Source organism: Calditrichota bacterium (genome assembly GCA_016867835.1).
GTDB lineage: Bacteria > Electryoneota > AABM5-125-24 > Hatepunaeales > Hatepunaeaceae > VGIQ01.
This window is the reverse complement of sequence record VGIQ01000007.1, coordinates 1-13,122: the sequence shown is the minus strand read 5'-3', so window position 1 is coordinate 13,122 and position 13,122 is coordinate 1. Positions and strand designations below refer to the sequence as shown.

The window sequence follows — 13,122 nt, the reverse complement described above, 5'->3', positions numbered from 1 at the left end:
CATCACCCAGACCACTCCATCGTCTGAGCCTCCCTGACTAGGCAAGTTTAAATTAGCATTAGCATTAGCACTAACCTTAGCATCCCCCTTGCCTCCCGCATCCTCGTTACGGATGGAGCCACCGGGACGGCGCTCGAACGGCTGAAGCCGACCAACGACGACTTTGGCGGTGCGGCGTTTTTTGGCTGCAACGAGATGCTGAATGACTTCGCGCCTCAAATCGTCAAAGCCGTCCACCGCGCTTATCTCGAGGCTGGAGCCGACATCATCGAGACCAACTCCTTCAATGGCTCCCCCATCGTCCTCGAAGAGTATGGCATCCGGCAACGCGCGCGCGCACTGGCGCGACGATCCGCCGAGTTGGCAAAGGAGGCGATTGAAGAGTGGAGAGGCGAAAAGGTAAGGGAAGGAGGTGGCAATGATTTCCGCCCTCTTGTTATGGGCTCGATGGGGCCGGGGACAAGGTCGATTTCGGTAACCGGCGGTGTAACCTTCGACGAGATCGAAGCCGCTTACTACGATTATTCCGCCGGTCTGATCGAAGGCGGCGCCGATCTGCTCGTCCTTGAAACCCAGCAGGATACCGTCAACGTCAAAGCCTCGCTTGCGGGCATCCGCCGCGCAATGCGGGACCTGCGCCGGACGTTGCCGGTGGGCCTCTCAGTAACGATTGAACCTTCCGGCTCGATGCTCGCCGGGCAGACCATCGAAGCACTTTACCACACCTTCAGCGGCTTCGACCTCGCCTTCCTCGGCCTCAACTGCGCCACCGGGCCGGCCGCAATGACCGACCATATCCGCGCGCTCGCCCGCATCAGCCGGTTCCCGGTCTCGGTCTGGCCCAACGCCGGACTGCCCGACGTCGATGGCCACTACTGCGACGGCCCCGACGTCTTCCTCGATGCGATCGGCCGGTTTGCCCGCGAAGGCTGGGTCAACATCGTCGGCGGCTGTTGCGGCACAACGCCGGACCATATCCGAGCGCTTAAGGAAGCCGTCAGCCGGCCGGAGGTGAAGGTGAGGGTGCCGGTGGGAGGATCGCAGAACGCTGAAGAGACCGATAATGCGGCGAGCGCTGGGAACGGCCTCGCCGGGCACTATCCGGCTCTGGCGGGTGCCGAAGCGCTCGTCGTCGAGCCCGACAACAAACCGGTCTATATCGGCGAGCGCACCAACACCATTGGCAGCCGCAAGTTCAAACGGCTGATCGGCGAAGGAAGGATCGACGAAGCCGCCGAGATCGGGCGCGAACAGCAGCGCAGCGGCGCGCTCGCCATCGACCTCTGCACCGCCGATCCCGACCGCGAAGAACTAACCGACTTCCTTGCAGTCCTTCGGCCGCTCTTGCGCAAAGTCCGGGTGCCGCTCCTTATCGATACCACCGACACTGCCATTGTCGAAGCCGCACTGAAGACCATCGGCGGCAAACCGGCGATCAACTCGGTCAACCTCGAAGACGGCGGAGCCCGGCTCCGCAAGGTTGCTTCACTCGCAAGAGACTACGGCGCGTCACTGATATGCGGCCTCATCGACGACGACCCGGTGCAAGGAATGGCCGTTACGGTGCCGAGAAAACTCGAGATTGCAGGGAAAATTCACAACATCCTGTGCGGCGGGTTCGGCCTCCCCGAAGCAGACATCATCTTCGATCCGCTCGTCTTTCCTGCCGGAACCGGTGATCCAAACTACCTCGGCTCGGCTGAGGCTACGATCGACGGCGTCCGCGCCGTCAAGGAGCGCTTCCCGCACTGCCTTACGATACTCGGCATCTCGAACGTCTCTTTCGGTTTGCCACCGGCGGGGCGCGAAGTCGTCAACTCGGTCTTTCTCTATCTTTGCGCCAAGGCCGGACTTGACATGGCGATTGTCAATACTCAAGGCTTAAAGAGGTATCCGACGATCCCGCCCGAGGAGGTTGAACTGGCAGCGCGCTTGTTAATGACCGGCTCGAGCGAGGCAATCGCCGAGTTCACAGCGCACTTTCGCACTGCCAAGGTCTCTTCATCGGCAGACGAATGGGCTGGACTCTCGGCTGATGAGCAAGTCTCGCGGGCCGTCGTCGAAGCTCGCAAGACGGGGCTGGAAGCCAACCTGACCGAACTCCTGACCCGGATGGGGCCGCTCGAGGTGATCAACGGGCCGCTCCTTAAGGGCATGGACGAGGTCGGACGGCTCTTCGCCGACAATCGTCTCATTGTCGCCGAAGTGCTCGAATCGGCCGAGGTGATGAAGACGGCTGTCGAGTTCCTTAAGCCGCATTTCCCGCCGGGCGCTTCGGGGGCAGTCAAGGGCCGGGTGATCCTCGCGACGGTAAAGGGCGACGTTCACGACATCGGCAAGAACCTCGTCGATATGATCCTCTCGAACAACGGCTTCGAAGTGATCAATCTGGGCATCAAGGTTCCCCCGGAGACATTGATCGAGGCCGCCCGCGAGCATCAACCCGACATCATCGGTCTCTCGGGGCTGCTGGTCCGGAGCGCTCAGCAGATGGTCGATACCGCGTCGGACTTGCGCGTAGCCGGGATTGATCTGCCGGTTCTGGTCGGCGGCGCAGCACTGTCGAAGAAGTTCACCCTGGCGCGGATCGCTCCGGCCTACGGCGGGCCGGTCTTCTATGCCGATGAAGCGATGGACGGGCTGGCGCTCGCCAACCAGATTGTCGAACCGGCGCGGCGCAGGGTGCTTGAAGCGGAGTGGAAGCGACTTAGGGACAACGAAGTTAATGCCAATGCTAATGCTAAAGTCAATGTTGATGCGTTAGCTCGGAATGGACGCGAATCGCCAGGGACAGGATCGGCCGTCCAGAGTCGTTGGCTTCCCACCGATGTTCCGGTTCCGCCGGACAAGGGCGAGCACATCCTGACAAATATCACTATTGACGATGTCTGGCCCTATTTGAACGAGCAGATGCTCTATGGCAAACACCTTGGGGTCAAGGGGATTACGCGCAAACTACTTGAGGGCCGCGACCCGAAGTTGCTGAAACTAAGGGAGCATGTCGAAGAGGTGGTGAAAGTGGCTGCGGCGGAGGGGATTTATGCGCCAAAGGCAGTCTATCAGTGGTTCCGTGCGGTCCCGGACGGGGAGCAGATCATTCTCAACAGAGAGGACCCGGAGAACACCGAAAAGGATACCGCCGAATCCTCTGTGATCTCTCTATTGAGAAGTTTTTCCTTCCCGCGACAGCAGGGCCGGGCCGGCATCAGCGCGGTTGACTGGATCCGCCCGCCGGACGAGGGCGGCGACCACGTCTGCCTCTTCGTAACTACGGCCGGTATCGAGACCAGCACCAAAGCGGCGCAGATGCGCAAGGAGGGGCGTCTCCTGGCGTCGCTGATCCTTCAAGCGGTGGCTATCGAATTGGCCGAAGCAACTGCCGAATGGGTTCACCGCCGTATCCGGACCGAGTGGGGATTTCCCGATGACCCGGCACTATCGGTTGCCGATCTCTTCCGGACGAAATACCGGGGCATAAGGCTATCCTTCGGCTATCCTGCCTGCCCGCAACTTGAAGACCAAGCACCTCTCTTCGAGTTGCTGAAGCCGGAGCGGATCGGCGTCGAATTGACCGAGGGCTACATGATGCATCCGGAGGGATCGGTTACTGCGGTCGTCTTCCACCACCCGGCCGGGCAGTATTATGCGCTGTAGGTGAATCTAAAGTTTAGGGTGGGATGACGAGTTTTTGATGGCGGTAGGAATTCCGCCCTCAAAGTGTCTTGTATCATTCCAGCAACTTGAAGGCTACCGCGCCAAGGAAGCCGAAGAGCGTCGCCAGACCGGTAACGTTCGGTCCGCCGAGGTGAACCGCTTCCGGGATCATCGTCTGCGCGATCATCGTCAACATTGCCCCCGCCGCCACACCTTCGATCAGGACCGTCACCGCATGCGGAACATCGGCGCCGATGGCGTAGCCGAGTCCCGCGCCAAGTCCCGTCATCAGCATCAGACTGGTCCAGAGCCAGAGGACCCGCAGCACAGACCAGCCTTGATGCCGCATCCCGACCGAAGCCGACATCGCTTCTGGAAAATTGGAGAGGAAAAGACCCGCGATAAGGGTATAGGGAACCACGTCGAGGAAGGTCGGCACGCCGGTATGCATTTTTGCCGTCAGCGAGGCAAGGAAGGTCATACCGATGACGAAACTTTCAGGTATCCCGTCAAGAAATATCCCGAGCCAAATCGCCAGAGGCGCACCTGAATGGCTCTCGGCTGCCTTGCGAATCTCCATCGGATCGGGAACCAGCCGGCTTGCACCTCCCACCGCTTTCGCAGCGGCAGAAGCCCACTCTACCGATTCCCGCCCCATCCTGCGCTCTTTCTTCGCCCAATCGACCAGACGGTCGGCGGCGATGCGACTGGTAATCTCTGCAAGTCCAGGCGAAACGGCTCTTATCCGCTCGAAGTCGGCCTTGTTCAGCATCCAGGCTTTGACGACCCCGGATGCCCGGGCGCTGACATGTCTCGGCGAGTTGAGTAGGACCGCCACCTCGCCGATGATCTCCCCGGCACCGAGACGTTGGAACTGTCGGCCGTCGCGAATTAAGTCCACTTCGCCCTCTTCGACCAGAAACACCCGGTCGGCCGGATCACCGGCTTGAAAGAGCCACTCGGAAGGTGTGAAGACGATCGGCCGCATCAGATCGACCAGCGGTCTCACTTCCGAGGGACTGAGCGTCATTAGATAATGGCTGCGGGAGATGATCTCGAGCATTCGGCGATTGCGCTTTTCGCGACGCTCGCCGAGGTAGGTGATGGCGGTGGCGGTTTTGCGGAGGTAGCCGCCATGGCGGTTGACGATCTGGTCGAGGAAGACGAAGAGGAGTCCACCCGCTATGCAGCCGAAAATCATCGCCAGCGGCGGCAACAAGTAATCGCGGCTGCCCGGGCTGGCAAGATGCGTCTGCACCGAAGTGGTCATGGTCGGGGCGACGAGTTCGACGCTGAGCGCAGCGAAAAGTGCTCCCGCTCCGAAGGCGGCTGCCGCACCGGTTATCCCCGGCGAAGGCTTAAACCGGATGCCGGCGAGCGATCCGAGCGGCAGTGATGCCGCCGAGAGCGCTCCAAGGGCTACCGCCCACCAGGCATGCATCCAGGTGAAGTAACCGCCGGATATAAGATCCTGGCTAACAAGTGTCATACCGGCAAAGACCGACTCCGCCGCAGGCTGAGGATGAGAAGTAAAGACTTAAGTTTGGTCAAAGCGACTTCTCGTGATAGGGTGTAGTCAATAAAGGCTCTTTCAAGTGCCGGGTGGACGCCATCGACCACCCGCACCACATCTCCCCGATGCATTTCGGACGATGGCGTCCGGCATGCACGATGCGAGATTCCAACGAACTCAATATAGGCACTTCGTCGCACTGCGACAAGGCGAATCCCAAGTGTTTCTGTTATAGACTTGTGGTTCAAAAACGACCCGCCCGCAACCCTTTCGAGTTGCGGGCGTTTCGTTTTCCGCTGTAAGCGGGGAACCTACCGCATCCTGCCGCCGGCGGCGGGCCGCGCATCGCGCTCCCGGGCCTCATTGACGACGATGTTGCGTCCGCCGATCTTCAGATCGTGAAGCGCCTCGATCGCCTTGCGCGCACCTTCCTCGGTCGCCATCTCGACAAAGCCGAAACCCTTCGAACGACCGGTGTCCCGATCGCTGATGACTGCGGCATCGCTCACTTCGCCGTGAGCCGAGAACATCTCCCGCAATTGATCGGAAGAGACCGTGTAAGCCAGATTCCCTACGTAGAGCCGTTTCTTCATTGACTTCCTTTACACATTGTTCATTGCCGTCGCACGAGCACGCTGGTGGCCTTCGACTCTTCCGGCAGACAAGCATATTCAAAGGGCGGGATAAATCCCGTCCTCTCCAGTCTCGTCATTCCGCCCAAACTTCACACCTCGAACTCGATCCGACGCGTCGTCCGGCAGGCAGGTAACCCAACAGAGGCGCCCCCTCTGACACCCACCCAACCGGTTTCCAATAGAGAAACACGCATTCAGCATCGCCGAAGCAGTGACCTGCTTCGCCAGGCGCATCCGACCTGCGCTATCCATTGGATGTCCCAATATAAAGCGGAGATGCGCCTTTGTCAAGCGAAAATGCGCAACTTGCGTTGATTCTCCAAAAGAGCAGCAGTCAGGCGTCACCTCCGGAAGGGACTTCAGCACGAATCTTGCGCGCTTTGCTCCCTAAAATGACGACGTAAAGGAAGACTCCGGCAGCCAGGAACTTGAGGACCACTCCCTGATCAAACCAAGGCGCACCTTCCCAAGCCGTGAACGCGCCGCCGATCTTGTAGAAGTCAACGACGATCATCCCGGCTATTAGTGCCCAGAGGCGTCCCCCGACCCAGTAGGTGACAAGATAGTAGATAGCACCGGCCCAGATCACGCCCTGGACCGCCTGCCAGACCATTTCACCGGTCGTCAGGTTGCCTCCCGTGCCGAAGTTCTGCAGCGAGAAGACCGACGCGATGACTGCAATCAAAAGTCCGCGCAGCCAGCCGGCTTTGACCGCGTCCTGAAAGAGTATCACCACGAAGAGCAGCGCCGCGGCTTGAAGGTAATTCCCAAGCCCGCTGGTGAGACCGGAGAGCCACGGGATGAAGTGCTCCAATTCCCCGGTCAGGTTTAGTCCGTAACTGTGCACCGGCATCCCGAGCCAACCTTCAGCGGCGGAGAAGAGATACTTCATGCTGAGCATCACCCCCATCACTCCGAAGACGACAGCCATGCCGTCTACGGTGGCATTTGGATGAAGCGGCCGAAGACCGAACCAGGCTGAATGGCGATGACGTTCCCGTATCAGTGCCTCAACTAGTGCGATGACAGGAATCGTCAGGAAGGCACCCAAAAGCAGTCCTACCAGCAGCGTCGCGATACGGGTAGTCAGGAAGGTCGCGACAGGGATCGACGTCCGGTAGTCGCTCCAGATGTCGGCCCAACCATTGACCATCGCGACTAGCGCCAGCAGCGCGGTGGCGACGCCGAACCAGGTCGCGGTCCGCCACTCTATCTCCTGCCGTTTGAACCGGCGACCGAAGGCGGCTATGGCATAGACCAGCGCGCCAATGATAATGACCGCCAGCAGCGCCGCAAGGACGACCTTTCCGATGCCACGTTTTTCCTCGTGACGTTCCCAGGTTTCAGGCACCTTGAGCCACTTGCCGCCCGAGATCACTTCGCTGCCGCGCACTGAGACGTTTGCTCGAAAGTGCGCTTCACCGACGACCGGGTTCAGAGTCTCATAGGTGAAGTTCCAGTCGAGGCGGTTTGGCAATTTATGGCTATTCTCTTCGAGAATGTGCCAGTTGGCGTGATCGGGGAACTCGCGCTCAAAAGCCGCTTGCGCGAGCGTCCGTGCCGAATCGACGGGCCAGATCGGACCGGCCGCCGAGTCCGGCAGGATATGGTGAAGTATCACCCGGCCATCTAATATTCGGACGCTTGCCGAATACCACTCGGCGTTCTTCTCTCGCTTGAAGACAACCGACCAGGAGTATCTACCTACACCGTCGTCTGAAAGAAATATCCGCTCGGCATCGTCGAGCGTTCCGTGACGTTTCACATAGGAGAGTTGGGAGTTGCTCTGGATGGAAGATCTGGAGTCAGGGCCATCATCGTCAGAGGCAGGCAATCGCGCCGAAATCAGTAAGGTGTCGGGATCGATCCGGTAGCGCTCGACTAATGCAGCGGTAGCCAGTTCTATAGCCTTGACGCGGTCAACAGTCGGCTTGAACTTGTCTCCAAACTCGCGCGGCGCAGGTCCTGCTACCATCAACAGCAACCCGATGACACCGACAATCGTAGCCCACTTGACGGCTGCCGGCGAAAGTCCCTGATAATGAACAGCGGATCGATCTCGGGTCGGTTCGGCTATTGCTTCCTCTGCTGCCGGGGCTTCAAGTTCTTTCCGTCGGGGAGGCGTTTCGATGGCTTGATTGAGCAGGTCATCGACTGGCGCAAGGGCGTGGCGGCGAAGATAGACCACCACCGCGACTATCGCCGGGATAGCCAGCACACCGACGACAATCAGGCCGCTGATCCAAAAGTAGGCGTTCGACGACTGAAAGAGAAAGAGGCCGATGAAGATTGCATCGATCACGAAGTGCCAGGTGAGGGTCGCCCAGATCCCGAAGCGCAGCATCACGACCCCGGCGACGATTCCGATCAGACCGACCTCGATCCCGCGCACGAAACCGGGCTGTTGCGGATAGACCGAATGTAGAAAACCCCAGATGAAGGCCGGAATGATCACTCCGAGGGCGGTGGAGTGGGTCCACTTCTTGAAGAAATGAACGCCCCAGAGGCGGAACCAGAATTCCTCCGAGAGCGCCGCCATCATCGATATGGCAAGCGGGTAGATCCACGGAATCGCGGTTGATACGGCGTTGCTATACTTCACATCGGCAGGCGCCCAAAAGCCGAGCCCCTTCCCGACGACATAGAAGAGCACCACAAAGCCGATGTGAAAGGCGGCCATAAGGTAGCCGACCAGCGTCGCTTGAAACATCTCGCGGGACTGGAAGCCGCGCTTGGTGAAGAGTGCTGGAAGGTAGAGTTTGCCGGGATGATACTGGCGGTAAAGCCATTCCCCTGCGCCGATCAGGAGCAGCAGTTGGAGACCTTGCACCAGCCCGCCGAGAAGGCTGAAGAGGAGTTGCTCGCCGACATGGGCACCAAAGGAGTCGGTCGTCTCATACCAGCCATAAGAGAGAGGCAGGGTGTTGAACCCGGCAAGGAAAAGGGCGACGGTGAGCGCTCCGGCCAGATAGATCGCGAAGCGCCAGGTGATCTGCCCGGCTTTGATGTGCCGCAGGAAAAAGATGAAGATCAAGACCATCGTCAGGAAGGCGAGCACCTCGTCGATGGTCTGGTAGAGGGTGTTCTGCGACCGCTGGTTTTCCCACTCACGCCACCACTCGTCGGGGACGCGAAGGTGCCGTTGGAAGTAGCCGACTTCGGCGCCCTGCACCTGCACCCGCATCCGGTAGGGAGCCTCCTTGGCTTTAAAGCCGCGCAGTTCGTATTCGAACGACCAGTCGCGCCGCGCCGGGCGATCCTCGAAGCCGGTCGAAGCCGGGTCCCATTTCGCCAGATCGACCCCCATGGGGCCGATAATGAAGGCTTCGGCAAGGGCTCGCGCGGCGAGGCTGTCGAGCGTCGGCCCGGCGGCGTTCTCCTCGAGTTTGCGTTGAAACCCGGTAATCCGTCCCGATGGATCGACATAGACCGAGTATTCCAGTTTCTGGAGCGTCTTATAGAACCGCACCCGCCAATGCCAGACGTCGATCGTGTCCTGGGCGAGGCTGACCAGTTGCGGGACGCCTAACTCACGCTCGAGATAGACTTTCGTCCCGCCGGCGTAGTTGAAGAGGGCAATGCGGCGGTAGCCGGTCAGATCGACGCCCCGACCTTGAAGGAATTGCTCGGCGAGGGTAACCGCTTCCTCGCGCGGCACCTTGAAGTCGATGCCGATTTCGGGGAAGGCTTCGTGGAAGTTGACGACGCCGTAAATGAGGAACAGGACGGCTACGACACCGAAGACGAGGATGAAGTTGCGATTGGAACGGACGGACGACATGGGAGCCTCCGCGTTAGAAGATGGGCGGAGCGGGGTCCGCCGCTTGGTTTGGAAGGTAATGCACGCCCGGAGGGATTCGAACCCACGACCTCAAGCTCCGGAGGCTTGCGCTCTATCCAACTGAGCTACGGGCGCGTCGATGGGGAAAGGTCGAACGCCTAATATAAGCCACCCGGAGCGGGAGTTCAAGGCTTGGGGACTGAGAATGGCATCGACGGCAAATGAAGAGGTCTTGAGGTCAGGCTATGAGGGAGGGGGGAGGTGCGGGTTCAAGTTAGTCCGGAGGGGATTTGCTCGACTTCAGCATCCTGCGGGACTCCGTGCTGCCCATCTTCGGCTCGCATTTCGAGCACGAGATCGGTTGCTTCGAGCAGGTTGGCGCGGCAATCTTCCCGGGTAACGCACTGCCCGTTGGCACCGGAGATTTCGGGACAGCAGCCGATGAACACCGGTCCACCTACTCCCAGATGAATTATGGCGGAGTTGGGCTAAGGAATGTAGTTAAGGTCATAGAACTGTTCTTTTGACATGCCTAAATCCCGAATGATATCCTCGATGATTCCGCGTGGAATATCTCCTGAATGGTCAGGGTAAGTGATCAATTGTTCAGGCTAAAACGGGTTCGAAAAGTGTTTATGGCTTCCCCTTTGGCGAAGTAGTTCACATCCCAATTCACGAAGTCGTCGCTCTAACTGCTGTGAATTCCAACCTGGGTAATGTATTCCCACTAAGCCACCAGCACGCATTTATCTCGAAATGCCTCGGGAATCGGTCGCGCGGTATCTTTAAGGGCTTCGAGATGGGCTTTGGCAGCATCCTGAAAGGCAAAATAAGCCTCTATTTCGGACTGCCCCGAAGCGTGGCAGCCGGGTAATTGATCGCTTAGCGCGATCCAGTTTCCGTCTTCGTCTTTCCGAAGTTGGGTGTCATTGGGATTGATGATCATAAGGGAAAATGCTAACTACATTTCGGTTTTGGTTTGACGATAAGGCAACAAGGAATCATTTCCCGAAGCCGCGGTAACTGGCGTGGGTGCTGTGGCGGCGGGCGTCTGCGCGGTGAGCGCGGTCGTGATGTTATCGAACAGATGCAGGTTGATTCATAAGTCGTCCGGCTTCAAGCCCGTGTGTTTGGCGATTCTGGCTAACATTTTGGGGCCGATTTCCTCGTCGGAATGAAAAGCAAACACAAAATTGGGATAGCCGGGCCTAACAAGCGTCTTATGTGACCCGGATGATCGTTTGATTGTCCAGCCAATCTTAAGCAAAGCGGACAAAACCCGACTGGCTCTTCGGCTTGGCCATTGGCTCATGCCGCTGCAAAAGTGATCTTAATCGGCTCAGTGATTTGGTCGCCCTGTTCAATCCGATCGGCGACGACCCGCAAAGCAAGAGCCTGAGCCTGCGCGATCGCGTCCAAACGACTCTTGCCATACTTCATTACTCCCGGCAGTTCGCTAATTTCAGCGATCCAGCGGCCGTCGGTCTCTTGCTCGGTTTCGATGGTGTATTGCATTGGGGATCCCTTTTCTTACGGATTTAGTTCTGAAGCCTTGCTTGCATAACATATGACAACTTTCCCTGCCCGCTGGCGCCGGGGATTTTGGGACAACAAGTGATGCGGCAGATGTGTATAGCTAACTGGATTACCTGCCAAATCCCCAGAAACTGGCGCGCTTGCCGTGGCGGCGGGCGTCGGCGCGGTGAGCTCGGTCGTGCTCCTTTTGGCTGCGAAAGACCCACAGATTCCAGGGGCTGTTGTTCGACTTATTGCGGTCTTTGTGGTGAACGACTTCGCCTTTCCGGAGACGACGGCCAAGTTTCTTCTCTGCAACCCAACGATGAACGGGCTTGCCGGAATCCTTGAAGCGCCGATAGCCGCGGGAGTTGATGTAAGTTTTGGGTGGAGAAAAGAGATTTTTAAAGAAATTGAAAATGGACATTGGTGAAAGGGTAATTAGTTCAGGCAAATAGCAAGCGTCTGCCCTTCGGTTCCGGGATAGGATCGCCGAACTCTTTTGCGGTGTCGAGCCAAAGCGCCATGGCCTCCTTGGCTTCGGTTAGCGCCTGTTCGTAGGTGCTGCCATGCGCAATACAGCCGGGAAGTTCCGGGACATCGGCGATGTAGCACCGGTCGATTTCGTCCCAGTGGATGATGATTTCGTATTTAGGCACAGCCGCACAGAGCTCAGTTTACATAGGTGCGTTCGCCTGCGAGGAACTCTTCTATGGTCACGGACTCACCACCTTCGGCTTCCGCTTCCAGCATCGCCGCATAGTCGAGCAAGTCTTCGCGCAGTTCACGGACATCCAACAAATCTCACAAGGACTCCTCCTCTTGAAGTGGTGGAAAGGATTTGATCTGTGAGGTTAAGCCTTTGCTCGACGTAAAGGACAGTCAGAGAAATATTTTCAAAGTGCATAGCAATAAATTACTATTGGGCAGGTGCGACAAATTCAAATCTATGAACGACTTCTCCAAATGGCACAACAATTGCGATACGTTTTTGATATGAGAATCTGGCCATCACGTTTCCTTCAACATAGTAGCCAGGCAATAGAGTATTTGACTTAAGTAAGCCTTGTTCAGTTGCAGCATAAATAATGCTCTGTTGTGTTACTTGTCTCGCCATTTCTTCGCTATTCTTCTGGTCAACCATTGCTTTCTTGGCCGGGTCATAAGTTTCAAGATATACGGGCTGTCCTGACACAGTTCCATATGTCTTACTACGTCCAGCCCCATATGACTCAGCAGCTGCACCTATTGCAGAGGCGACATTCGCCCATGCTTGTTGCTTTCGAAGTCGGCTTAAATATTTATCAGAACTGTAGACAGCTTGCCTCTTCGGCCCCTCATACTTGCTTAGCCACTCAAGGTGAATTTGCTCTGGAAAGACATTTATTGGGATAGTAGAGTTGTTTCTATAAACTAGGTGCAGTAGAAATTCATCATCCGCTGTCTTATTGATCCAAATGCAAACTTCAGTTTGATTCAATCTTGAAATTGCTACTTGTTTTCCATCTGCATAGAACAACTCCTGACTATTAATTGTGCTAATAATCGGCGACAGATTGTAGGCTGTGGTACATCCAGTCAATAGCGTGACTATAATGCAAAGTATTATAGTACCGAAAGATAGATTTGTTGACAAAGAGGCGATATTCATGTATACCTCAGATTGAGTCTTTGTGACTTTCGTAGCCAGAGAAGAACGCAGCGAAAAGAGCTTCTCGCCAATTTGGTGACCGCGCAATTCCTGGCGTCAGTGTATGCTGTGCCCATCACGAGTATATCATAAACAATTGGGCGAGGGAAGTCAAGCATCCCTCCATCCCCTTCAACAAACTGACCGGAAGTCTCTCCAGTTCTTGGGTGATGGGGTTGACCTTGAGGATACCCACTTCCCTTAGCCTCCCCCCCCCGGCGCGACGCAGTCGATCGCTCCGGTGTCCACCAGGAACCGGTCGGTGTAAGCCTTGGCGCCGTTGGTAAAGGCGCGCAGGGTGACGTCGGTGTAGGTTGTGCCCATCAGGGGTATA

The 13,122-nt window shown here is 57.4% G+C and carries 11 protein-coding genes and 1 tRNA gene; 1 reads left to right on the top strand and 11 read right to left on the bottom strand.

The window, feature by feature from the left end; translation table 11 throughout:
* Positions 1 to 57 precede the first annotated feature (57 nt).
* Positions 58 to 3,654 (top strand): methionine synthase, encoded by a 3,597-nt coding sequence (gene metH, locus FJY67_01590; protein MBM3328152.1) that lies wholly within the window; start codon positions 58 to 60, stop codon positions 3,652 to 3,654.
* Positions 3,655 to 3,727: 73 nt separating this feature from the next.
* Here metH and FJY67_01585 read toward each other — a convergent pair whose 3' ends face one another.
* The 11 genes from FJY67_01585 to FJY67_01535 all read right to left on the bottom strand — a co-directional run bounded on the left by FJY67_01585 (position 3,728) and on the right by FJY67_01535 (position 12,749).
* Positions 3,728 to 5,143 carry a cyclic nucleotide-binding domain-containing protein gene (locus FJY67_01585; protein ID MBM3328151.1) on the bottom strand — a complete coding sequence of 472 codons (1,416 nt, stop codon included), beginning with the start codon at positions 5,141 to 5,143 and terminating at the stop codon, positions 3,728 to 3,730.
* A 335-nt stretch (positions 5,144 to 5,478) separates the two neighbouring features.
* On the bottom strand, positions 5,479 to 5,760 hold the full coding sequence (locus FJY67_01580; protein MBM3328150.1) for an RNA-binding protein: 282 nt from the start codon (positions 5,758 to 5,760) through the stop codon (positions 5,479 to 5,481).
* A gap of 376 nt (positions 5,761 to 6,136) precedes the next feature.
* Positions 6,137 to 9,583 (bottom strand): CPBP family intramembrane metalloprotease, encoded by a 3,447-nt coding sequence (locus FJY67_01575; protein ID MBM3328149.1) that lies wholly within the window; start codon positions 9,581 to 9,583, stop codon positions 6,137 to 6,139.
* Between the two features lie 61 nt (positions 9,584 to 9,644).
* Positions 9,645 to 9,718: transfer RNA gene (locus tag FJY67_01570), tRNA-Arg, on the bottom strand.
* Positions 9,719 to 9,852: 134 nt separating this feature from the next.
* Complete coding sequence (locus tag FJY67_01565) at positions 9,853 to 10,059, bottom strand: type II toxin-antitoxin system HicB family antitoxin (protein ID MBM3328148.1); 207 nt, start codon at positions 10,057 to 10,059, stop codon at positions 9,853 to 9,855.
* A 251-nt stretch (positions 10,060 to 10,310) separates the two neighbouring features.
* Positions 10,311 to 10,529, bottom strand: coding sequence for a type II toxin-antitoxin system HicB family antitoxin (locus FJY67_01560; protein MBM3328147.1), 219 nt, complete (start codon positions 10,527 to 10,529; stop codon positions 10,311 to 10,313).
* A 153-nt stretch (positions 10,530 to 10,682) separates the two neighbouring features.
* Positions 10,683 to 10,895: a type II toxin-antitoxin system HicA family toxin gene (locus FJY67_01555; protein ID MBM3328146.1), complete on the bottom strand. Its 213-nt coding sequence runs from the start codon at positions 10,893 to 10,895 to the stop codon at positions 10,683 to 10,685.
* Positions 10,892 to 11,098 (bottom strand): type II toxin-antitoxin system HicB family antitoxin, encoded by a 207-nt coding sequence (locus tag FJY67_01550; protein MBM3328145.1) that lies wholly within the window; start codon positions 11,096 to 11,098, stop codon positions 10,892 to 10,894. The genes FJY67_01555 and FJY67_01550 overlap by 4 nt, the downstream gene beginning before the upstream one ends.
* Before the next feature lie 130 nt (positions 11,099 to 11,228).
* Complete coding sequence (locus FJY67_01545) at positions 11,229 to 11,525, bottom strand: HNH endonuclease (protein MBM3328144.1); 297 nt, start codon at positions 11,523 to 11,525, stop codon at positions 11,229 to 11,231.
* A gap of 19 nt (positions 11,526 to 11,544) precedes the next feature.
* Entirely contained in the window at positions 11,545 to 11,757 is a 213-nt protein-coding gene (locus tag FJY67_01540; protein MBM3328143.1) for a type II toxin-antitoxin system HicB family antitoxin, read from the bottom strand.
* Between the two features lie 260 nt (positions 11,758 to 12,017).
* Positions 12,018 to 12,749, bottom strand: coding sequence for a hypothetical protein (locus FJY67_01535; GenBank protein ID MBM3328142.1), 732 nt, complete (start codon positions 12,747 to 12,749; stop codon positions 12,018 to 12,020).
* Positions 12,750 to 13,122: the final 373 nt, after the last annotated feature.

What these genes read in the sequence shown, in the direction of transcription:
- FJY67_01585 (MBM3328151.1), bottom strand. Translation starts at nt 5,143, where the DNA reads ATGACACTTGTTAGCCAGGATCTTATATCCGGCGGTTACTTCACCTGG.
- FJY67_01580 (MBM3328150.1), bottom strand. Translation starts at nt 5,760, where the DNA reads ATGAAGAAACGGCTCTACGTAGGGAATCTGGCTTACACGGTCTCTTCC.
- FJY67_01575 (MBM3328149.1), bottom strand. Translation starts at nt 9,583, where the DNA reads ATGTCGTCCGTCCGTTCCAATCGCAACTTCATCCTCGTCTTCGGTGTC.
- FJY67_01560 (MBM3328147.1), bottom strand. Translation starts at nt 10,529, where the DNA reads ATGATCATCAATCCCAATGACACCCAACTTCGGAAAGACGAAGACGGA.
- FJY67_01555 (MBM3328146.1), bottom strand. Translation starts at nt 10,895, where the DNA reads ATGAGCCAATGGCCAAGCCGAAGAGCCAGTCGGGTTTTGTCCGCTTTG.
- FJY67_01550 (MBM3328145.1), bottom strand. Translation starts at nt 11,098, where the DNA reads ATGCAATACACCATCGAAACCGAGCAAGAGACCGACGGCCGCTGGATC.
- FJY67_01545 (MBM3328144.1), bottom strand. Translation starts at nt 11,525, where the DNA reads ATGTCCATTTTCAATTTCTTTAAAAATCTCTTTTCTCCACCCAAAACT.
- FJY67_01535 (MBM3328142.1), bottom strand. Translation starts at nt 12,749, where the DNA reads ATGAATATCGCCTCTTTGTCAACAAATCTATCTTTCGGTACTATAATA.